General features: G+C 43.4%; 18 protein-coding genes and 1 tRNA gene. 10 read left to right on the top strand and 9 right to left on the bottom strand.

Translation table 11 applies throughout. The features are described 5' to 3' along the window. The first annotated feature begins 465 nt into the window (after positions 1 to 465). From DC20_RS09480 to DC20_RS09465, 4 genes are all read left to right on the top strand, one after another. Positions 466 to 1,329, top strand: coding sequence for a UDP-2,3-diacylglucosamine diphosphatase (locus DC20_RS09480; protein WP_062543614.1), 864 nt, complete (start codon positions 466 to 468; stop codon positions 1,327 to 1,329). Next, a complete protein-coding gene (locus DC20_RS09475) occupies positions 1,326 to 2,399 on the top strand; it encodes a glycosyltransferase family protein (RefSeq protein WP_062543613.1) in 1,074 nt (357 codons plus the stop codon). Before DC20_RS09480 ends, DC20_RS09475 begins: the two co-directional genes overlap by 4 nt. Positions 2,400 to 2,462: 63 nt before the next feature. Further along, the gene (locus DC20_RS09470) at positions 2,463 to 3,839 is read left to right on the top strand and encodes a GH1 family beta-glucosidase (protein WP_062543612.1); all 1,377 of its coding nucleotides are present in this window, start codon (positions 2,463 to 2,465) and stop codon (positions 3,837 to 3,839) included. A gap of 510 nt (positions 3,840 to 4,349) precedes the next feature. Continuing rightward, the gene (locus tag DC20_RS09465; RefSeq protein WP_062543611.1) at positions 4,350 to 4,766 is read left to right on the top strand and encodes a hypothetical protein; all 417 of its coding nucleotides are present in this window, start codon (positions 4,350 to 4,352) and stop codon (positions 4,764 to 4,766) included. Positions 4,767 to 5,179: 413 nt separating this feature from the next. Here the strand turns inward: DC20_RS09465 and DC20_RS09460 are convergent, their stop codons facing one another. Further along, positions 5,180 to 5,734: a nuclear transport factor 2-like protein gene (locus DC20_RS09460; protein ID WP_062543610.1), complete on the bottom strand. Its 555-nt coding sequence runs from the start codon at positions 5,732 to 5,734 to the stop codon at positions 5,180 to 5,182. Between the two features lie 656 nt (positions 5,735 to 6,390). On the opposite strand from DC20_RS09460, the gene DC20_RS09455 reads away from it, so the two are divergent. Next, entirely contained in the window at positions 6,391 to 7,653 is a 1,263-nt protein-coding gene (locus DC20_RS09455; protein WP_062543609.1) for a site-specific integrase, read from the top strand. A 180-nt stretch (positions 7,654 to 7,833) separates the two neighbouring features. Next, complete coding sequence (locus tag DC20_RS09450; RefSeq protein WP_062543608.1) at positions 7,834 to 8,124, top strand: helix-turn-helix transcriptional regulator; 291 nt, start codon at positions 7,834 to 7,836, stop codon at positions 8,122 to 8,124. Positions 8,125 to 8,222: 98 nt separating this feature from the next. On the opposite strand, the gene DC20_RS23225 is transcribed toward DC20_RS09450, so the two are convergent. Beyond that, positions 8,223 to 9,209: a DNA translocase FtsK gene (locus DC20_RS23225; RefSeq protein WP_062543607.1), complete on the bottom strand. Its 987-nt coding sequence runs from the start codon at positions 9,207 to 9,209 to the stop codon at positions 8,223 to 8,225. 724 nt (positions 9,210 to 9,933) lie between these two features. Here DC20_RS23225 and DC20_RS09440 point away from each other — a divergent pair. Continuing rightward, positions 9,934 to 11,604: a hypothetical protein gene (locus DC20_RS09440; RefSeq protein WP_062543606.1), complete on the top strand. Its 1,671-nt coding sequence runs from the start codon at positions 9,934 to 9,936 to the stop codon at positions 11,602 to 11,604. Between the two features lie 350 nt (positions 11,605 to 11,954). On the opposite strand, the gene DC20_RS09435 is transcribed toward DC20_RS09440, so the two are convergent. The 7 genes from DC20_RS09435 to DC20_RS09405 form a co-directional block, all read right to left on the bottom strand. After that, positions 11,955 to 12,419, bottom strand: coding sequence for a hypothetical protein (locus DC20_RS09435; RefSeq protein WP_062543605.1), 465 nt, complete (start codon positions 12,417 to 12,419; stop codon positions 11,955 to 11,957). Positions 12,420 to 12,450: 31 nt separating this feature from the next. Beyond that, a complete protein-coding gene (locus tag DC20_RS09430; protein WP_062543604.1) occupies positions 12,451 to 13,134 on the bottom strand; it encodes a recombinase family protein in 684 nt (227 codons plus the stop codon). Positions 13,135 to 13,221: 87 nt separating this feature from the next. Next, positions 13,222 to 13,722 (bottom strand): hypothetical protein, encoded by a 501-nt coding sequence (locus DC20_RS09425; protein ID WP_062543603.1) that lies wholly within the window; start codon positions 13,720 to 13,722, stop codon positions 13,222 to 13,224. A gap of 201 nt (positions 13,723 to 13,923) precedes the next feature. Beyond that, entirely contained in the window at positions 13,924 to 14,979 is a 1,056-nt protein-coding gene (gene darG / locus DC20_RS09420; RefSeq protein ID WP_062543602.1) for a type II toxin-antitoxin system antitoxin DNA ADP-ribosyl glycohydrolase DarG, read from the bottom strand. Next, complete coding sequence (darT, locus tag DC20_RS09415; RefSeq protein ID WP_062543601.1) at positions 14,979 to 15,623, bottom strand: type II toxin-antitoxin system toxin DNA ADP-ribosyl transferase DarT; 645 nt, start codon at positions 15,621 to 15,623, stop codon at positions 14,979 to 14,981. Before darT ends, darG begins: the two co-directional genes overlap by 1 nt. Positions 15,624 to 16,040: 417 nt before the next feature. Further along, a tRNA-Met gene (locus DC20_RS09410) sits at positions 16,041 to 16,117 on the bottom strand. Positions 16,118 to 16,179: 62 nt separating this feature from the next. After that, a complete protein-coding gene (locus DC20_RS09405; RefSeq protein WP_157593118.1) occupies positions 16,180 to 17,976 on the bottom strand; it encodes a BamA/OMP85 family outer membrane protein in 1,797 nt (598 codons plus the stop codon). An 86-nt stretch (positions 17,977 to 18,062) separates the two neighbouring features. Here DC20_RS09405 and hemW point away from each other — a divergent pair, with 86 nt between their 5' ends. The 3 genes from hemW to DC20_RS09385 all read left to right on the top strand — a co-directional run bounded on the left by hemW (position 18,063) and on the right by DC20_RS09385 (position 21,368). Further along, a complete protein-coding gene (gene hemW, locus DC20_RS09400; RefSeq protein ID WP_062543599.1) occupies positions 18,063 to 19,202 on the top strand; it encodes a radical SAM family heme chaperone HemW in 1,140 nt (379 codons plus the stop codon). A gap of 170 nt (positions 19,203 to 19,372) precedes the next feature. Then, the gene (locus tag DC20_RS09395) at positions 19,373 to 20,038 is read left to right on the top strand and encodes a hypothetical protein (protein ID WP_062543598.1); all 666 of its coding nucleotides are present in this window, start codon (positions 19,373 to 19,375) and stop codon (positions 20,036 to 20,038) included. Between the two features lie 205 nt (positions 20,039 to 20,243). Beyond that, complete coding sequence (locus DC20_RS09385; protein WP_062543596.1) at positions 20,244 to 21,368, top strand: MBL fold metallo-hydrolase; 1,125 nt, start codon at positions 20,244 to 20,246, stop codon at positions 21,366 to 21,368. Positions 21,369 to 21,462 lie beyond the last annotated feature (94 nt).

Raw genomic sequence — 21,462 nt, 5'->3', positions numbered from 1 at the left:
TCTGTCTAAGTCATAATAAGGAACCAAACTCCAATTCACTATCTGTCTTTCGGTAGTAGAGGCAAGTACAAGGCCTTAAATGCTTTATTTCCTGCCTTGTTTTCTCCTCAAAGCCTTTGGATTCTTTTGCGCTCACAGCTACATCCCTATTTTGTATGACTTTTTATGACGTGTCATTCTGAGGTGCAAAATAATTTAATGATAATAAGCCCTTAACGATAAGGAAATAAAGCCAAGCTACTTTTATAGTGCAATTTGAAATATGGCTTTTAAGCTTGGAGCTTGATGTATATCCTAAAGGCAAATGCTAATCAGGAATAGAACACTCCCATCTTGAGCCGTAACCTAGTAGGGTATGAAGCAGATAAAAGCCTTTCTCCGAAATGTCCTCATCACGCTCTTAGTGAATAGGATGCACTCCTTTGATTCGCCCTTCAGACGCCACTAATAGTTAAAGGACAGCCCATGAAGCGGATCAAATCAACCAGAAAGAGGAAAGTAGAAGTAGTGGTGATTTCAGACGTGCACCTGGGCACTTACGGCTGCCACGCCAAGGAACTGCTGGCCTATCTTAAAAGCATCAAACCAAAGAAAATCATCCTTAACGGGGACATCATAGACATCTGGCAATTCAGTAAAAGCTACTGGCCCACAACCCACATGCAGGTAGTAAAATACCTCACCGGCATGATTTCCAAAGGAGTGGAGGTTACCTACATTACCGGCAACCATGACGAAATGCTGCGCAAGTTCGTAGGTTTCCGGTTGGGTTCTTTCACTATCCAGAACAAGGTGGTGCTGGAACTGGACGGCCAGAAAGCATGGATTTTCCACGGAGATGTGTTTGACGTAACCATGCAGCACTCTAAATGGCTGGCCCGCTTGGGCGCCCATGGGTATGATCTGCTCATTCTCCTCAACCGCCTGGTAAACTTTATCGGCCATAAATTCCAACGCGAAAAGGTTTCTTTTTCAAAGAGCATCAAGAACCGGGTGAAAAGCGCAGTTAAGTTTATCAATGACTTTGAAAAAGTTTGTGCCGATCTGGCCATAGAAAACCAATACCAATACGTGGTCTGCGGACACATCCATCAACCCGAGATCAGGGAAATCACCACGCCTAAAGGGCAAGTCACTTATCTAAACTCCGGTGACTGGATAGAAAACCTGACCTCCTTGGAGTATTACAACGGACAGTGGCACCTCTATACCTACCAAGAAGATACAGTAATAAAGCAGGAGCATCTCGCGGAACCAGCCTTGGACTTCCTAGACAGCAGCGTACTCCTGATGAACCTGATGTCAGAATTTAACCTGAAAAGAGCTTGAAAGTACTGTATGCCATACAAGGCACGGGCAATGGCCACTTGGCCAGAGCCTTGGAGATTGTGCCGATTCTGAAGAGAAAGTGCCAGTTGGACATTCTGGTGAGCGGCTGCCAGGCCGATCTGGTGTTACCCTTTAAGGTGAAGTACAAATGCCACGGCTTAAGCTTCGTTTTCGGGAAGAAGGGGGGCGTAGACTTTGTAAAAACCTTCTCTCAGTTAGAAACCCGTGCTTTTTACGATCAGGCCCGCAAACTGCCAGTAGAGGAATACGATCTGGTCATCAGTGATTTTGAGCCAATTTCAGCCTGGGCCTGCTACTTCAAAGAGAAGCCCTGCCTGGCCTTAAGCCACCAGAGTGCCGTCATGGACCCTGCTGCCCCTCATCCTATTAAAGAAGATAGGCTGGGCAAGCTGATCCTGCAAAACTACGCCCCGGCTACTGCACACTATGGGTTCCACTTCCAACGGTTTTCCCCTACTACCTTCACGCCGGTCATCCGGTCCCAGGTGCGGGAAATCCAGCCAACTAACCAAGGGCACTACACGGTCTATCTTCCGGCCTACGCCGATGAACTGCTCTTGAAAAAACTGTCTAAGTTTCCGGATGTTAACTGGGAGGTTTTCTCCAAGCACAACCAGACTCCACTCCGGCAGGGCAACATTGAGATTAAGCCCATCAACAACGAGGCGTTTATCCAAAGCATGGCTTCCAGTACCGGGGTGCTGTGCGGGGCCGGGTTTGAAACACCTGCCGAGGCCCTGTACCTCCAGAAGAAGTTGTTGGTGGTGCCTATGAAAAGGCAGTATGAACAGCACTGTAACGCCACTGCCTTGGCCAGCATGGGAGTTCCCGTGGTGAAAAGCCTGAAGTCAAGGAACCTGCCGATTATTGAAGAATGGCTCCGCTATGGGGAGGCTATTCCGGTAGAGTACCCTGATGAAACCGAGCAGATCCTTGACTTGATTTTAACAGCTCATTACCAGGAAAAAGAAATGAAAAAGGCAAAGGTGCCCTTCCGGCAGAAGTGGCGTAATGTTGCTTTCCAGTCTTTCAGGGCGTTTTTTGTTTAGGAGCGCAGAAACGTTTCCCTCTTAAAAACGCATCTGACGGCTTACCATACAGGCAACGAGTACATGATTGAACAGGATCACCCAGCACCACAGTACCAGGACGGATTACACAAAAAGGCTTTCGGAAAAGAATTTAAATGGGGCGTTTCTACGGCGGCTTACCAGATTGAAGGAGCGCATGAGGCAGATGGAAAGGGTCCTTCTATCTGGGACGATTTTACCAACACCAAGAAAAAGGTACTGCAAGGGCTGCACGCCAACCATACCTGCGATTTCTATAACCGCTTTCCCGATGATCTGGACCTGATGAGGTCCATGCACATCCCCAATTTTCGCTTCTCGCTTTCATGGCCCAGGATTTTGCCCGGAGGAACCGGGTCTGTGAACCAAAAAGGGTTGGACTACTATGACCGCCTGATTGACAACTGCCTGAGCCGGGGCATAGAACCTTGGGTTACTCTGTATCACTGGGATCTTCCCGCAGCGCTGGAGAGGCAAGGCGGGTGGACCAACCGAGATGTAGTGCAGTGGTTCTCTGAATACGTGCAGCTCTGCGCCTCCAGATACGGGGACCGGGTAAACCATTGGATGGTTTTGAACGAGCCCATGGCCTTTGTGGGGGCCGGCTACTTCCTGGGCATCCACGCACCCGGACGCCGGAACATCAATGCTTTCCTGGCGGCTACTCATCATGCCACGTTATGCCAGGCAGAAGGAGGGCGAATTCTGAAGCAGCTCTTGCCCCAAGCTGAAATAGGTACCACCTTTTCCTGTTCGCACATTGAGCCGTACCGTAACTTGGAACGTGACCAAAAAGCCGCCCGCCGGGTAGATGCCCTGTTGAACCGCTTGTTTCTGGAACCTTCCTTAGGCTTGGGCTACCCCTTCAAAGACATTCCCTATCTGAACCGGATAGAGAAATTCTTTGAACCCGGAGACGAGAACCGAATGGCCTTCGATTTCGATTTTATAGGCCTGCAGAACTACACGCGGGAACTGGTGAAGTACTCCTTTTTTACTCCGTTTTTGCAAGCCAAACTGGTTCCTGCCGCTAGGCGAGGAGTTCCGCTCACGGTTATGGGCTGGGAGGTGTACCCAGAAGCCATTTACCACATGCTGCACCGGTTCAATGCCTATACCGGCATCAAGAAGATCATTATCACTGAGAACGGGGCCGCTTTCCCGGACACGGTGAAAGACGGACAGGTAAATGACCCGGACAGGGTAGAGTACTTACAAAGGTACCTGAGGCAAGTGCTGCGTGCCCGGCAGGAAGGAGTAAAGGTAGAAGGGTATTTCGTGTGGTCGTTCAGTGACAATTTTGAGTGGGCAGAAGGATACCATCCCCGCTTCGGATTGGTTTATGTGGACTTCGAAACCCAAGAGCGCATTGTTAAAAGTTCAGGTCATTGGTTCAGTCAATTTCTGGCCCAAGGTTGAGCAAAGGAAGTGAGTAGGGAAGAGGAATCTGATGCAAATCATTGCTATAAAGACCAAGAAAAGCCTGTCCTCTACGCCTGAAGCATACAACAGTAGCCCAGTTATATTATCCTTTCATTAAGGTTCTACTTGCCTGGTTTTTCCCTGAAAACGTCTTTCTACCTTTGTGCTGTTTGTTAGTTTGGATATTATAAAAGCGGCGGCTCTATAGCTGCCGTCTTTTTTAATATGAAATGGTGCATTAAAATAACACCTTCTTCTTGCCATAACTTTTATTAAAGGAATTTATGGGGGCGAAAAGCTTTGTGAGTCTCCTTTCGTCTTACCCTTCAAGGAATCTGGGTTTATTTAGTAATTCAGCCCATTATCTTTTTTCAACATCTAGTGCAAAGCCAGGCTTTAAGCTTCTGATTGAACAGAATATTTCAGATTTAGCTTAGGCTTATCGTTATCTGTAGGGGAAAGGACCTTATATTTGTTAGATACTTATAAGCTTAAGATATCCAATTAATGGCTACAGTTTACTACGAGAACCATGTAGTTACTATCACTTACGAGGAGGAGTCGCAGCTAGGAATGGCTGTATGGAACGGCTTTCTAAACAGCCAGGAGTTCCGGGAGGCCATCACAAACTGTGTCCGGCTTATAGAGGAACGCAAGTTGCTAAGATGGCTCGGCGATAATAGAAAGATGAAAGCCATTCGTCCGGTAGACCAGGAGTGGTTTGTAGAGAACATTCTGCCCCGGCTTCAGCAGTCTGCCTTAAGACGCAATGCGGTACTGGTATCAGAAGATTTCTTTAACCGCACGGCGGTAGAACAGATCTACAGAAGAGCAGAAGGCCAAGGGGAGATGATTACGAAGGAGTTTTCTAATAGGATTATGGCTGTAGCCTGGTTGAGAGAACCTATCACTACTCCAGCTTAGGTTTCGTCTTTTACCTCGGCTACATCACTCCTTCTGCCGGGAATGCTAAAGATAAATTGTTGTAAGTATAAAACTGTTCTGCAGCACCGCAGATCACTTTTACAACAACCTTGTGTACAAACTACCCCTGATGCCCGGAGTAGAAAAGCCACTGGCTTTATTCGCTACCGTTAAACCGTTCCGGAGTGGCTGGGCATAAGGACAAGTTTACCGGAAGGACGGCTTAGCCACTTTCTCGGCCTCAGTTGGCACGCATTAAATGTATAATAAAGCTAATTATTTCTTTGATCAAAAAAGAGGCACTGTTAATTACAGTTCCTCTTTTTTGATTCTTGATGACACAGCCACAATATGGCTTACTTGTGTTTCTGTTGTCAATATTTCTGTTTTACAGTGCAATGGATAGGTAGGTATTATTTACTCTCCGGAGGAGTTATTTTGTACCCAAGAAGCTTCGCTACATGCATATTGTCATAATAGATTTTGCTATAATCAATTTTGCCGTTTATTACATGAGCTGTGAATTGAAAAGGGGTAGTAATGTTTTTCCCCATTTGAGTAAAACTATAATTCCCCCATATAGATACCCAGTCTCCCTTCGTCACTCCCGATTTAACACGAAATGTTGCGTGTTTTAAATCTTGACCTATTTTTTCATTGGTCCTAGCCTTATGAATCTGCTCCCATTGGCTAATGGTTTGCTCACTAGTAAGTGAATCAGCAGAAGATGGCCCATAGCCTTTATAGGAACTTGTCATCAGGGTTTTAGCTTTGGCCATGTCTGCTGCCACAAGTGCATGAAGAAAATCGCTGACAACCTTTATGTCTGCATCAGCATTGGGGTTTTCTACCACCTTACTGTTATACCCGCTTTTAGCAGTGGATGTAGATTTAGTTTGTGCCGTAGCTACAAATCCAAACAGTACGCATGCTCCAAAAAGCAGACTTCTTTTAATTGTTCTTTTCATTCTTAACCGAGTTTAGATGTTACACATAAGATTTGATAGAATGTATGTTTGGGTGCAAAGCCAAAACTGGAATAAAGTGTTATTCAGATTCTAAATCTCTAGTCAACTGGTTAAAAGGAACAAAGCACAGGCTATATGCCCTTTAAGAAGAGAATAGGCAGGAGGAGCTTGAAGGTAAGTATTATTTCACCTAATACAAGCAAAAGTATATTTTATATTGAAATTGTTTAATACAATAATTTTCTGAGTATCAGCATTAGTTCGTTTGCTGAGTAGAATATGAGTTGGATGAGATTCAAGCCCTAATCATTCCTATGAACATCCAGTTAAGAGAAAATTTTCTTCTTGTACACCTGCAAAACGAAAAAGCCTTGCAAGTTTCCTTACAAGGCTTTTATCTGAGGTAGCGGGAACAGGACTACGAGTTCTTTATCTCACTTATACCAATCTTAACCAAAACGGCCCTAGAACGGCTTCATTCCATCATTTCACATAGTTAAGGTAAAACTAATTAAAAGTGATTAAAGCATTTTGGTCACCTTTTGGTCACCTGCTTACCATTATTGGGAGAGAGTAGAAAATAGTACAGAAAACCTTCTTCCACTTGTAAGCGACCGATATACCTTTGTTTAAGCTAAGTGAAGTATAGATAAGAAATGAAAGAAAAAGCCGTAAGCTTCTATTTGAAAGACAGCACAAACGAAAAATCAAAAGTAGAAACCCTCATATTTGCCAGTTTTTCCTACTATGGAAAAAGGTTAAGAATGTCGTCTGGTTTAAGCATTGCGCCAAACAATTGGGATAGCAAGACCAAGCTCCCCAAAAAAAGCTTTATGAATTACATGGAGTACAAAGAGAAGCTTGGCACTTGGGAAAAGGATGCACTTGAATCCTTTAAAACGTTCACCATCAAGAATACCATTCCAGAACCAAAATCTTTAAAGGCGCACATACTAGGCAAAAAGAACCTAAGACATGAGGCTGAAATTTTGGACTTCAAAGAAAGGTACGCCGATTTTTTTGAAGAAAAGAGCCTTGAAGTCAAGGAATTAACCCTTAAAAAGTATAAAACGTTTATTTTCTTAATTAAGGAGTTTGAGGCAAAACACAATACTATTGTACGGTTTGATACAATAGACACCCTTTTTGAAAAACACTTCAAAAATTACCTTACTGGAACGAGAAAGCAGAAGAATGATACTGTTAGTAAGTACATGGAATGTTTGAAGGTGTATCTTGAATGGGCTTTGCAAAAGGGACACCATGGAGTTACTACTTTTAAAAGCTTCAAAACCCCTAAAACTAAACCGCAAGTAATCTATCTAACATACAACGAGTTCGGGAAGTTACTAGACCTTGATTTGACAGGAAATGACAGGTTATCCAAAGTCCGTGACATGTTCTGCTTTCAATGCCTCACCGCCCAACGGTTTTCAGACGTGGCAAATTTAAAATGGGGCGAACTAGTGAAAAACGACAATAATGAATTAGAGTGGCACCTATTTCAACAAAAAGGAAACAAGCAGAAAAAACTAGAAATACTGTTAACACCAGATGCATTAGCAATTCTAGATATCCGTTCCACAAGTAACAAGAACGATTTTGTATTTGAAAGAATCACGAACCAAAAGATAAATGTCTATTTGAAAGAATTGGGAAAATTGGCAGAGATAAACGGACATATTGTAGACAGAAGGTATTCTGGAAAGAAAGCAGTTGAAAGATCGGGTCCCAAATACAACTTCATTACAACCCATACAGCCAGAAGAACCTATGTAACTGTGTCAAGCCAGAGAGGAATGAATGACAAGTCTATAATGGATAATACAGGACATGAAGATGCCAGAACTTTACATAGATATTTAGGAAGCGATAAGATTATTAGAAACAAGCAAATGAAGAGTGCATGGACAAGATGAATACAGGGACTAATGGCCTTGATTTTTTACTAAACAAGAGGAAATAATTAAAATAACCTTCGTTCACTTGTAAGTACAATGGTTAAATTTGCATTAGATACTACAAGGTAGATATAGCTCAAATCACTACAACCAACACCTTGTATTGAAATAAATTATTAACAATAAATTAATTAAAAGATGAATCAAAATTTAAATTTATCAAATCAAATTTATCAAATGTTAGCACAAGAGTCTATGGCATATTTAAAACCTTCACTTGAATTGCTAGTTTCCGAATTGAAAAAGGCTTTTTCCATTGAAAAGGAAATACTTAAACCAGATGAGGTTTGCGAAATGTTAACCATAACAAACCCAACATTAGATAAAAGAGTTAAAAAAGGCATATTTAGCAGATACTCCTTTGATGATGGTCGTGGGGTATATTTCAAGCGCAGTGAAATAATTTCAGCATTGAAAAAAGTAAATTAATTTTAATTTAACTATTTATTCAAACAAAACGCCCTTCCATGTTGCCCTTTATAGGAGCGTGTGGAAAGGGCGTTTTAGTTATTTGTAAAGGGAGAAAACTAGCCTATTTTATTAGATTTTTGCCTATTACACTTTTCGCACAGAAGTTGCAAGTTCCTATATGTATTTGAACCTCCTTTTGAAAAAGGTATTATATGATCAAATTCTAATTTTTCTTTACTTCCACAATTAACACATTGCCCCTTATCTCTATTCCAAACTAAATCTTGAACTGCTTGCGGAATAGGTTCCCTTTTCATGGTTAAACCTTGCTCAATATCAAACCCTTCAATCAACAATTCATCAATTATCTGTTGCCTTAAGGTTTCACGTTTATCCTTTTCCTTTTTCTCCTCTTCTTTAGCTAAAATTTCTTCTCGTAGCTTCCTTTTCAAATTTTTTACATTTTCAATCTCTACTTTTTCGTAATATTCCTTTACTTTTTCTTCTATAATATATTTTTTAAGAGGTAGAATATTATTTAAAAAGTATTCCTTTTTAGGATTGTATTCAAAGCCTCTTGTTAAAATGTTTTTGATTTCGTCTAGATCACCTACTAGAACCTCCCTCGCGTTTACACCATTAAAACCTCCTATTATTCCAAGGTGCTCTAATTGGTCTATAATTCTGCCAGTTCTATTATACCCAAGTTTTAATTTTCTTTGGATTAAAGAGGAAGAAGCTTGTTGATAAGTAGAAATCACATACGCAGCTTCTTTTATCAATGGGTCTAGTTCTAATTTGTTCAACCTTTCATTTGAAACCATTCTGCTAACTTCTTCTTCTATGAAGAAGTTTATCTCCTCTTCTGTCAATACAAAACCTGCTTCAACTTCAACACATGAATCATTAGTTTCTTCTATTTGGGTTATAGGAGTACCTGCTTCAACCTTAACACATGAATCATTAGTTTCTTCTATTGAGGTTATAGGAGTACCTGCTTCTATCACTTCTACACAGCCATAACTAAAGCTTTCCTGTTCTAGTTTATTTTGGTTTTTTAAATCACTTTTGACATTAAATAAGCTTAATAACTTTTTTAGCATAATAATTTTAAATTAAATAGGGGTAAATATTACACCTACCGTTATCCACATTATATGAGGAAGTAGGTTTGTCATCATTTTCAATGGTTCTACTTTTAGGTTCATCTAAACCTTAATTAAGGTAACTATTTTTCCTGAACCTCCAAAATAATGCCTCAAAGAGCATACTTCTGGGCTTGAATCAACTCTATACCTTTGCCTCTTTTTGGAGAAAGATGCTAATCGCAACAAGTTCTCATGCCTTCAACCACAATCTTTCCGCTTATACATGGATAGATTTGATTATTTTAAATAATTTAAATTTAAAAATGCCTTTCAACATGCCTTTTTCCAAGAGCGGAGAAAGGTACCTATTCAAGCTATGAAAAGCTTCTTCTAAAACAATTTGAAGCCCTTTGGTTTGCTTTCCTTAAAACGACACCTGAACGGATAGATTAAAGCTGTTTCAAGCGCACGGGTTCACATTTATGTATAAAGCAAACCATAGATACTATAATCTAAATAAAGGCAAAACGACAATCTAAACGGCCTGTTCTCTTACCCAAACACATTTAAAATAACTTATTGAACATTTTCGTAGTCCTTTTAAATACAAGTTTAATCTGACTCTTTATCATTTCTTCTTTTCCCCTGAAAATACCTTCTTAAAGCTTCCGCCACTTGCAAGGCACAGGATTATCTTTACTGTACAGGTAAATCATACATTAAATACAGTAATCAAACATTGGAAAAGAACATTTCAGAGCCTCTGGTGGCCATACCGGAGAATTTCAACATTAAGGAGTTTACAGCAAAGCATAGTACAAAAGACATAAAGCCATTCAAGGAAGATATTCTATTGTACTTCATGGGCTTGATAACCTCTGTGCCCTCACAGGACTTTGACTTAATAACGGAAAGCGGCTATGTGCGCCTTTCCTCAAAGCTTATGCAGGGCATAGCGCACAACTACCTACAGTACATAGACTACCTAAAGGAGCATGGCGTGATTGACCGCATAGAGCAGTACCAGAAGGCCGGTATGCATACCATGAGGGAAGGCAAGATGGTGACACTGGAAGGCAAGTGCATGGGCTACCGCTTCATGCCCAAATACCAGACAAGGGTAAAGTACCTGCCGTTGACAGATGCTAGATTTACCAAACGCCTTTCCCAAAAAGCAGACTTCAAGACGGACGGAAAAGACATTTACCCCTTCCTTCACCGGTGGATGAAAGACAAGCGCCTGAACATTGACATAGAGGGCGCGGAAAAGTTCTTCATGGAGTATTTGGGCATTGAGGGAAACGCCTACCCAGAGCCAAACGCAAGGATGAGGTTCAACGCCTACATGCACCCCCTGCGGATGCTAAAGGAAGGCAACGGCAACTTCACCTTCACCATTGACGAAACCGGCAGAAGGCTTCACACGCCCTTCACCTTCATGAAGCGCGAGGCAAAGCAGTTCATCACGTGGGGAAAGGACAAGAGGAAACTCGTTAGCCTAGACATCAAAAACTCACAGCCATATCTTCTGCTAGGGCTTTTGAGTGGCAATCTGTATGGTCTGGACAAAGAGTTTAAGGAAGCGTTAAATAATTTAAGGGAAACAAGAGCTGAACGCCTTTCGCTTGCCGACCAAAAATTAAATTTAAAATCATTCAATTCCTCTGCACAAGGGTTTCTGGACAGGATTTCTATGGATAACAGTACTTCCTCTATCAAAAGGGCTTCCTCTAAGCTTGCATCTATGTCCTTTACCACCCCTTTCACCCTTAAATGTCTTCATAATGACTACCTAAGCATCATAGAGCATATCTTTCTTAGAAGTTCTTCTCTTATGTCCACCAACATATCTTCTTCCATAATGTTAGTAGATATGTTCAGTAATAGCATAAAAAACATTGATTCCAGTGCGCCAGAAGACATTCTAAGGTACAGGCAGGGGGTAACGGATGGAAGCTTTTACCCTAACTTGAAGAAGAGTTTTGAATCCGATTTGGGGATGACTTACAATAGCATGAGAGACTTCAAGGATGACATACTAGCCGTGTTCTACTCTAAGATAAATGGGGGTGCCTACATAAAGGAAAGGAAAAAGCTATTTGCCAAACACTACCCCACAATCATAGGTTTTCTGGACTTGTTAAAGGGCAAGAACTTCCTTGGCAAAGAAAGCTACACCCTGCCGGTGATACTGTTGCAGCGTCTGGAAGCACACATGATGCTAGACAGGATAGGCAAGCGCATAGCATTTTGGAACCCCAACTGCCCCATGTTCTTCATACATGACAACCTTGTGGTTTTGGAAGGGTATGAGGCCGAAGCCGAGCGTATCATAAAAGAGGAAATGGAAAGGTGCATAGGCATTGCCCCCATGGTGACGGTGGAGCCTTGGACAGGCAAACCGGCTTGAAAACCCTTTTGTCAAAATGGTGAAATCAAGCCGTTTTAGCCCTTCTTTCTTTTAGGGCTTGACATTGTATAGAAAAAGGCAAAAGTAGGCATGATGAGGCTGAAACGTACCCAAAATCGGTATGGCTGAAAGGCTCCAAGTGTCGGCGTAAAACGCTTGAAGATGCTATAGATTCCAAGTAAGGTAAAGTGGAGTTCTGGGTAGGGAAGGTGCTGTTTTTTAAATTTAAAATATTGCGTTTTAGGCGCACCAAGCTTTCCTTTCCCCAGAACCTACCAAGCCCCTCTTCAAAGAAACAGAGGGTTTGGCAAGCCTGAAATCATATCAAAACACCATAGTTGGTTAGTGCCTTAGAACTGTGACAGCACCCAACCGCTTTTCTTGGAAATATAGGCAACCCCGTCTTCAAGTTCCAGTTGAATCTTGTCCGGTGAAAGGTCTGGGTTCTCTTTGTAGGAAGCGAACAGGTAACCGCTTTCGTCCTGCATCTTCTGTTCAAACCTCTTTTCGGCTAGGGTCATCTCCCCACCATTATCATAGTAGTATACCCTACATACCTCTGCCACGCAGTCCACAAATTCCTCAAAGCTATATTCAAAGGAACGGCTGTAGTAGCCTTCAAGGTAGAGGCCTTCCACTTTGTAGAGGAAGTCCTCGTCAAACCGGTTCCGGCACCATTGTAGCCATTGGTCTTCCGGATAGAACCTTATGCGGCTGTCGCACCAGTAAATGGCGTTATTCACGCATACGCTTTGCTCTTGCCTAATCATTTCCTCAAACCTCTTCATTGGCTTTGGTTCAGGCTTTCTCTCCATGACTTTAAATTAAATTATTTAACGGGTTAGATTATTGCTTCGCATCTGCTTCCACTCCGGATGCCCTAGTGTAAAGCTTGTGGACGGAGCTAAGGCCGAACCTGTTGCCTCTGCTCGTTAGGTAGCCCAATTCGTTCAGCTTACTCACAATCTGGGGGAAGGACTTGCCCTCTGCCTTAGCGCTAAGTATTAAGTGGATTGCTTGTTTATTCTGCTTGCTGTTGGTGGCGTTGGCCTGACGCGTTTTCAAACCTTTGAGTCGCGCCTCTTCTGTGAGGTTAGCAGGGGTTCCCAACGAGTGGCCTTGTGCTTTTTTTGCATTTAGCGCCGCCTTGGTGCGGCTACTAATCAATTCGCGCTCATGCTGTGCCAGCACCGCGAAAATGCCAATGGTTAGAGTGTTGGCATCTGGCATGTCGGCACAGACAAACTCTACGCCGGAGTCTTTGAGGGCGAAGATGAAAGATGCGTTTCTGCTAAGGCGGTCAAGCTTGGCAATCACAAGGATGGAACCAGTGGCTTTGGCATGGGTAATAGCCGATGCAAGCTGTGGTCTAGAATCCCTCTTGCCAGATTCAACTTCTGTGTACTCTGCAACAATACAGGTTTCGCATTTCAGGAAAGCCTTCACCGATGCTTTTTGTGCCTCTAAGCCCAAACCGCTTTGACCCTGCTTTTGGGTGCTTACCCTATAATACGCTACGTACGTTTTCATTTTGCCAATATAGCTTATACTATATAGCAAATATATAATATTTCTTTCACTTTTACAAACGTCCAATTAACAAAGTGAAAGGCATCACTACAACCAGTGTTTTATTCCAAATTCATTTGCAAGGCCCTCTTTGGTAGTATCTACTGACAGACCGGTTAATGCTTCGGTTAATATTTCTAATATAGGTTTGATGGTTTCACTACCTCCCTTTATTCTCCTCCTTAGTGCTCTTACTTCTAAAGTAAGTGCTTGCCTAGTATCATATTTAAGTATCTTTTCGGAATTACCGACTAGAAACCCGTGGATAAGCACATTCCTTGCCTGGATTGCATCGGCTAGAATTTCTTCTACCTCATTTTCAAACAAATCCTTTATGCCTTTATCTTTAAGGATTCGGAATAGCTGGCCAAGAGTCTGTTTTGATTTACCTTCAATAATAGAATTTGCTTGTTCAAGGGTAATATCCCAAAAACGCAGCCTACTTGTTAAGTAGATAAGATATTTAAGGTCATATTCCAGAACTTGACTATCGTAAAGCCCTGCTCCAGCCTCGAAATACAACCCGTTCAGAGCTTGCTTCTTATCCATTTATTTAAATAAATTCGACTAATTTAATAAGTGATACCTACACCAAATTCATTAGTTAGTTTACCACTCTATCACTTAATTTAATATTTAGGAATTCAGATAAAATAGCTATCCCTAAAACCTAAATACAAAAAAAGAAGAGACTTTAGTAGATTACCTACCAAAGCCTCTTCCTTATAGTTGTTCTAACAATACAGATTGTCACCCGATTTGCAATCGGCTACCATATTCTTGGAGATGCTTAACTGCTATATCTATATACTTGTCTTTGAAAAGAACTCTTTTCCTGTCAGACCAATTATGTATAGCTTGAACTATGTCCTTTGGCTGAATATCTTTCTTCTCGCTTTTAACAAAGTCAACAGTCGCTAAAATTTCTAACGAAAAAGCTGATTGAAAACCATCAATTAAATTAATAAGATTATCTAGACGTTGCTTATGCTCAGGAGTAAGTTCTCTGTCAATATAACCACTTATTTCTTCAAAAGTACTGTAGTTCAATTCTAAAGGCTCAAAAGCCTTAGCACTCCTTTGCTCCAATCCTTTAAGGTACTTTCCATTAAGAGCAACCATAACATGTTCAACTTGAATGCTGTACGGTCCATAATGGCTCCTAGTAAAATTTAATTTACTCAAACTGCTTTCTCCAAGACGTTGCAGAAAATAAGCGAGTTTATTAGCTACAAATAGACTACTAGTTTCACCTAAAGCTTCATAATAGAACAAAGCATAAAGAAGCATTGCGCGTGCCGGAGTAAGCTTCACAACCTTCTTAGTTTCTTGTTGCTTTAATAATTCTTTTACCGCCTCATTAGGCTCATAAACATGAATTACCACATTAGACAGACCACCAAGATATTTTTCAATCATTGGTTTAACCTTCTCCCATTTAAGCCCTCCATTTCCGCAGCCTAAAGGAGGTATTGCAATGCTTTTTATATTGTTTGTTTCAATAACTCTAGCTAACTCCTTTAATCCATCTTCTACATAACCGTAACTTGATTTTAAATACCATTCAGTTTTAGTAGGAAAATTAATTATCGTTTTTTCTCCTTTGATAGTAAACTCTTTAACAATCAAAAGTTTCCCCGGTTGCAGTTCCTTTCTTTTACAAGCCGCGGAATATATTTTAAAATTTATAGGGAATTCCTCTTTAAACTGCAAAGCAATTCCCTTACCCATGACACCAACAGTATTCACGGTATTTACTAATGCCTCTGTATCGGCATCCAATAAGTTTCCTTTAATGTATTCCATTAATAGTAAAACTCCTTTTTAGGGTTAACAAGAACTGGAATATTCAGCCCCAATTGTTTTAGCATATTATTCACCTGTGTCTCTCTCTCAGTATCATGCACAACAATAATTCCGATTGTTGACACAGGAACGTGATTTTTGACTAGAAACTCAGCCTGCTTTCTCCTCATACGGTCAAAATCATCTTCTGTGTTATTCCACCATTTTTGTGTAACAACTTCCCAATCTACTTTCTCCAAGTTATCTAAACTATTATAAAACTCTGAGATTGCAGTTTTAGCATGTCCGTCAGTAAAGCACCAATCCCCACATGAGCCCACCAAATCATTTATTTTACAACATAAATAAACGATATCTGTCTGTGGCCTTTTAGTGATACCACGATGCCCTGTTTTTATGTTGTACAACATTGGGGACAAGGGACCAAAGTAAAAAGGAATATACTCTCCTAACTCACCTCCCGGAGGAGATATTCCCACTTGATGATTATTTCGCTGCTCAATTAGATTGCTGTCCCCAATGTTAATGTAGTTCGGGTCAGCATTGGGATGATACCGATTGAATATACCATACCTTAGAATATATTCCAAATTATCTATATGGATAATCCTAAATAACCATTTTTTGGCAGGTATTACTGACATTGCTTTAGAAGTCCTTCAAATCTTCACCAAAACTAATCAATTATTTTTGCCTTAGGTATCCATGTTAATAACTCGTAACCATATAACAAGCCTTTCCCATAGCCAACTAAGATTCAAGCCTTTTAAGGTATTACAGATTCAGCAAATCTCTAATACCTTAACAACAACAATATGGAATACAACATTCCCTTTATTATTGATAGGGAAGCTTGATTAGATAGGATAAAAAATTTACAGGTAGAACCCCATAACTACCAGAGGTGTGATAATTGATTAAGAAGCATTGAAATATTTGGTAGTTTCAGTTAACTTGTAACTGTTAATAAACAAGACTTCATAAAAATGTCACCTATTTGGTCACCTGTAAAACGACAAAAGCCTTGCAAGTGGTTAACTTACAAGGCTTTATCGTACTATTGGGTAGCGGGAACAGGACTCGAACCTGTGACCTTTGGGTTATGAGCCCAACGAGCTACCAACTGCTCCATCCCGCACTGTTTGTAATACAAATGTAGGGGCTTTTTCTATTCGCTCCAAATCCTTTGTGAAAGTTTTTCTAAAAACGGCCCGTAATCCCGAAGTGAATCTTGCCTCGTTGCAGGCTAAAGGCCTCTTGAGAAGTCCTTCCTACAGAGTAAACTAGCTGAAACACACCGGCTCCCGTTGAAAAGCTGATACCTCCGCCTACGCCGCTGGCCCACTGAATATTTTTTTCATTTTTCAAGTCGCGGCGCAAATATCCCTGGTCATATAAGAGGAAAACGTACGAATCTTGCCCCGTATACTGCCGGTACTCCAGCGTACTGATGGCATACGACGAGGCATAAAAGGCGTAATCGTCAAAGCCCCGGAGCGTGGCAAGTCCGCCTAACCGGTACAATTCATTCAAGTACAGTCGCTGGTTCACTAAAGCCTCGGCGCGCAGGCGCGTGAGCACCACCCCATTTTTAGTGACAGGCCAGTAGCGTTCCACCCGTCCAGAGAGGGAAAGCTGCGAGGTTTTCATCTGCAGGGTGTCATAGTAACTGGCCTCTACCCGCGCGTTGCGCTGCACCCGTTTATTCCCCACAGCGCCTTGGAAAAAGGCTTGGGTACCCCGGCGCGGGAAGTACAGGTCATCTAAATTACCCCAACCGTAAGACACCCCATAAGAGGTGAAGTTGGCGTCAATGGCAGATGAATCAGACCTTCGCTGCCGCAGGGCCTCCGGGGAGAGCAGCTGTGAACTCACCACCTCGGCGAAGAACGTGATGCGGCTGGTAGTGGACAACGGATAGGCAATCTCCAAGCGCGGGCGTAAGTTCAGGAAAGAGGTATCTTGCTTGTAGAGATGGAACAACCCGGCCACCTCAAAGGGCGAGTTGAAAAAGTGCGGATGGCGGTATTCCACATCCAGGAGCTGCGAGTTGCGCTCCACTTTGCGCCAGTGCAAACCAATTTGCTTGCCGCTGCCCCGCAGGTTGCGCACCTGCAGGTTCACTTCGCCAGTAATCAACAATTTGGCCTCTGAGGAGTTGGGGTCGGGCAGAAACCCGATGATGCCGTCAAACTGGTTTGCTTTTTTCTCGTCCAGGAAGAAATACACCCGCGCCTGATTTTTCGCAAACAACGCCTGCGGCTCACCTGTGATGCGCACAAACGGCAACTGCCCGAGGGCTCGCATGGCCGCTTCAATGCGCTGCAGAGAGTACGGTTGTCCGGGTGCCAGTTGGGTGTAGCGGTACAGAGTACGCAACTGTATGCGGCTGCTGCCGATGATCTGCACCGAGTCAATCAACATCAAAGGACCTCGTACTACCCGCAGTACCCCACTGATGGAGTCATTGTAGAGACGAAGGGAATCAATCTGGACAGCAGCGTAAGGAAACCCGCTGTTCTCCGCCTCGCGCAGCAAAGACTGTTGCAATCGGGCAAACTCCGCCGGGCGGAAGGGCTGCCCACTGTAGAGTTTCTCCCGGAAACCTACCTTCTCCAGCAGCCCTTCACCCACGTTTCCGTTTTGAAGCGAAGCCCAGTTATAAGGCCGGCCTACGTACACGTGCAGCCATAAAGAGTCTTTCTGCAGGCGCATGCTGTCAATAGAAGCGGTTAGGTAGCCTTCTTCCTGCACGCGCGCCAGCCAGCCACGCAGGTCCTGTTGCAACCCCACAGAATCACGGGCTGAGAATTTAGGCTGAAGGCGTTGCCAGATTTTGACGGCATCAGGGTCTGGGGACAAAACCTTGACCACCACTTTCCGGTCCTGAGTCTGCCCCACGTGGCACCAAAGCAGCAACCCCAGGAACAGGCCCAGAATTGCGTATCTTTGCCAGCCATTCTTTTGGTACAAACGGGAACTAGACCTCCTCTTCATTGTTTCTAAAGGTACGGCACAGGCTGCAAATTCAGGCCACCGCTTCTTTCATTTACCTCTAACGCTTTCCATAGCCCCAGCATATTTTGGCCGGAATTTATCTTCATATCCCTTTCTGCAAACAAGCCTGTCACTACTGCGATTTCCATTTCAGTACGTCTATGGGTTTAAAGGAGCAGGTACTGCAAGCCATGCACAAGGAACTGGCTTTGCAACAGCAGTACCTGAACGGCGAGGTTATCAACACCATTTACTTCGGCGGTGGCACGCCGTCTATTTTAGACGCAACTGAGCTGAACGGTCTTTTAGAGGCGATTTATGCAAAACATACGGTAAACCCAACCGCCGAGATCACCTTGGAAGCGAACCCAGATGACCTGACCTCGGAGAAACTGCAGGCGTTAAGGCAAACACCCATCAACCGCCTGAGCGTGGGCGTGCAGTCGTTCCATGACCCGCATCTGCAGCTCATGAACCGTCCGCATACGGCTGCCGAGGCGGCAGATTCCATCAAACAGGCGCAGGACTTGGGCTTTAACAACATCTCCCTGGATCTGATCTACGGCATCCCGGCCGAAGACCCGGCGTTGTGGGAACAGGATCTAACCAAAGCGTTTGCCTTACAGGTGCAGCACCTTTCCTGCTACGCCTTAACCATTGAGCCCAACACCGTGCTAGGACATCGGCTTAAGAAAGGAAAATTTACTCCTGCTGAGGAAGAACGCGTGGCCCAGCAATTTGAGCTGCTCATGACCCAGGCCGCCGACCATGGTTTCCTGCACTACGAGATCTCCAACTTCTGCCAGCCCGGTTTTGAAAGCAAGCACAACAGCAGTTACTGGAAACAAGTGCCGTACCTGGGCATCGGGCCAAGTGCGCACTCGTTCAATGGTGTCAGCCGCCAGTTCAACGTAGCCCACAACCCTAAATACGTCCAGGCGCTGGAGACTGGGCAACTACCTTGCACCGTAGAAGAACTTTCAGTAGAAGACCGCGTGAACGAGTACGTGATGACTACCCTGCGCACCAATTGGGGCTGTGACACCCAATACATTCAGGAGAAATGGGGCGTAAACCTGATAGCCATTCATGCGGCGTATTTGCAGAAGATTGAAGCCAAAGGGCTGTTGCGCCAGGAAGGAGCAATTCTCCTCTTAACTGAAGCTGGCAAACTGCTCGCCGACGAGATTGCGCTGGACTTGTTTCTATTACAGGAAGAGGCATAAATTAAACATCTCTGTTTTTGGTCTGTTTTATATAGAAAAGTCAAAAACAGAAGTTATTTATAAGAGCTACTCACGTAAGGTAAACTCTTACAGAATATTACCGTTGAACAAAAATTACATACCTGGTTAATCCAGAGTAAGTGAATTCAAATCTTAAGCCTTTTCCTCTCATGAAAAAGTTTTCCCTTTCCTTCAAATTATTGACACTGCTCCTGTGCAGTTTTCTAACCGTGTCTTGCGGCGATGACGATGAAGAAGAACTACCTTCTTTGGAAAATCAGCTGGAATATGACACTACCATTTATGATTTGACCATAGGCGCGACAGCTGATTTAGGTCCTGTTGGATTTGCCTCCAATGATACCCACTACGGTCAGGTATTCCTGGTAACGGATGCCACAGCCTCCAAGGAGAAGGTTACCCTTGTATTCTATACATTTTCTCTGGGCACATCAAATTTTAAACCCGGCAGGTTTGAGTACGCTAATCTTGCAGGCATGACAGCCGCTCAACAAGAAACTGCCTATGGGAAAAAGAACATCTTTCTTGAGTCAGCGTTTGTGTTTGATGTAAACGATGATGATGAATTAGACTATGACAATGAAGCGATCTCAATTACTAAAGGGACGCTCAATATCTCTGGAACGGCACCTGACTACATGCTTGACTGTGATGTGGAACTGGAAAATGGCAAAAGAGTAAGAGCCCAATACACCGGAGAATTCATTGATATCACTGATAATATTGGTGATGATGACATTAAAGCGAACATGAGAAAAGCCCCTAGTGTTGTTTCCCGTGCTATTCCTTTCATGCTGAGAGCACCAAAATTCTAGTAGTTAGATTAGGTAGAAGCGTCCATCTTTCTCTGAAAGCTTCTTCTGCTACCTCCTATACATTCATCCTCTGTTTCAAGGCTACCTTTGCAAAAGAAGCCTTGAAACAGAGGATTCTTTTTGTGCTGATACTTCAAAGGGGAAAGAGAATGTTTGCTTAAAACATTTTCCAGCTCCAAGGTATCTGTCATAACGTTTACAGACAATGAAGAAGTTTATGTACATCCTGCTCTCGCTCATTGCTTCCCCTACCTTAGGAGGCATGCTTTTCATGGCGTTTGCCCCACAGTTTGGAGCCGCGGCCCACGGACAAAGCCTGGAGCGCATTCAAAAATCTAAGAATTACCGCGACGGCAAATTTCAGAACCTGTCACACACGCCCATGATGGACGAGTCTTCCTTTATGGACAAGGTGAAAATTTTTGCCAAGTTCATTGGCGGTACTGAAGGTTCTACGCCTCTGCAAGAGTTACCCATGGTTTCTTTGAAAAAGGAAGAACTTGCCGGCATTCCCGCAGTAGGAGTAAAGATCACGTGGTTCGGGCATTCAGCGGTGTTGCTGGAAGTAAACGGCAAACGCATTTTCGCAGATCCTATGCTGGGCCAGCGCGCCTCACCGGTTTCATTTATCGGGAGCAAGCGGTTTAGTGAGAAATTACCTATTGCTATAGAAGACCTGCCGCCGCTGGACCTGGTACTCTTATCCCATGACCATTACGACCACCTTGACCGGGGCACCATTCTAAAGCTGAAAGATAAAACCAGACACTTTATTATACCGCTAGGAGTAGGGGCGCATTTACAGCGTTGGGGGGTGAATGAAAGCAAAATCACAGAGCTTGACTGGTGGGAAACCACCAACTACGAAGGACTCTTTCTGGCCGCTACCCCCGCTCGTCACTTCTCCGGCCGGGGATTACGGGACCGTGACAAAACCCTGTGGTGCTCCTGGGTTCTGAAAAGCGGGGAACAATCCATTTACTTCGGGGGCGACTCTGGTTATGACACGCATTTCAAGGAAATAGGTGAGAAATACGGTCCTTTTGACTTGACCATGCTGGAATGCGGCCAGTATAACGAGTCCTGGAAATACATTCACATGATGCCCGAGCAAACTGCCCAAGCTCATTTAGATTTAAAAGGAAAAGTCTTGATGCCTACCCACTGGGGCGCTTTCTCACTGGCCCTGCACCCCTGGAAAGAACCCATTGAGCGCTTGTCAAAGGCAGTACAGCAGCACAACATCCAGATGGCTACGCCACTCATTGGCCAACGCTGGAACCTACAAACGGAACGGCCACATACCCAGTGGTGGAAAGGGGTTGAATAGTAAGTCCGTACAGACAACATCCAGAAGAAAGCCGTCGTAAATAGTGGTAGAGATTTCATTGTAAGAGAAGCGTTCGTTTTAGGGTTGCTTTATG

Origin of the sequence: Rufibacter tibetensis (assembly GCF_001310085.1) — a bacterium.
GTDB lineage: Bacteria > Bacteroidota > Bacteroidia > Cytophagales > Hymenobacteraceae > Nibribacter > Nibribacter tibetensis.
Note: the sequence above shows the minus strand (reverse complement) of the source record. Positions and strands in the feature narration are given on the sequence as shown.

Coding starts and splice junctions, on each gene's coding strand:
- DC20_RS09480 (WP_062543614.1), top strand. CDS start 466: ATGAAGCGGATCAAATCAACCAGAAAGAGGAAAGTAGAAGTAGTGGTG.
- DC20_RS09470 (WP_062543612.1), top strand. CDS start 2,463: ATGATTGAACAGGATCACCCAGCACCACAGTACCAGGACGGATTACAC.
- DC20_RS09465 (WP_062543611.1), top strand. CDS start 4,350: ATGGCTACAGTTTACTACGAGAACCATGTAGTTACTATCACTTACGAG.
- DC20_RS09460 (WP_062543610.1), bottom strand. CDS start 5,734: ATGAAAAGAACAATTAAAAGAAGTCTGCTTTTTGGAGCATGCGTACTG.
- DC20_RS09455 (WP_062543609.1), top strand. CDS start 6,391: ATGAAAGAAAAAGCCGTAAGCTTCTATTTGAAAGACAGCACAAACGAA.
- DC20_RS09450 (WP_062543608.1), top strand. CDS start 7,834: ATGAATCAAAATTTAAATTTATCAAATCAAATTTATCAAATGTTAGCA.
- DC20_RS23225 (WP_062543607.1), bottom strand. CDS start 9,209: ATGCTAAAAAAGTTATTAAGCTTATTTAATGTCAAAAGTGATTTAAAA.
- DC20_RS09435 (WP_062543605.1), bottom strand. CDS start 12,419: ATGGAGAGAAAGCCTGAACCAAAGCCAATGAAGAGGTTTGAGGAAATG.
- DC20_RS09430 (WP_062543604.1), bottom strand. CDS start 13,134: ATGAAAACGTACGTAGCGTATTATAGGGTAAGCACCCAAAAGCAGGGT.
- DC20_RS09425 (WP_062543603.1), bottom strand. CDS start 13,722: ATGGATAAGAAGCAAGCTCTGAACGGGTTGTATTTCGAGGCTGGAGCA.
- darG (WP_062543602.1), bottom strand. CDS start 14,979: ATGGAATACATTAAAGGAAACTTATTGGATGCCGATACAGAGGCATTA.
- darT (WP_062543601.1), bottom strand. CDS start 15,623: ATGTCAGTAATACCTGCCAAAAAATGGTTATTTAGGATTATCCATATA.
- DC20_RS09405 (WP_157593118.1), bottom strand. CDS start 17,976: ATGAAGAGGAGGTCTAGTTCCCGTTTGTACCAAAAGAATGGCTGGCAA.
- DC20_RS09395 (WP_062543598.1), top strand. CDS start 19,373: ATGAAAAAGTTTTCCCTTTCCTTCAAATTATTGACACTGCTCCTGTGC.
- DC20_RS09385 (WP_062543596.1), top strand. CDS start 20,244: ATGAAGAAGTTTATGTACATCCTGCTCTCGCTCATTGCTTCCCCTACC.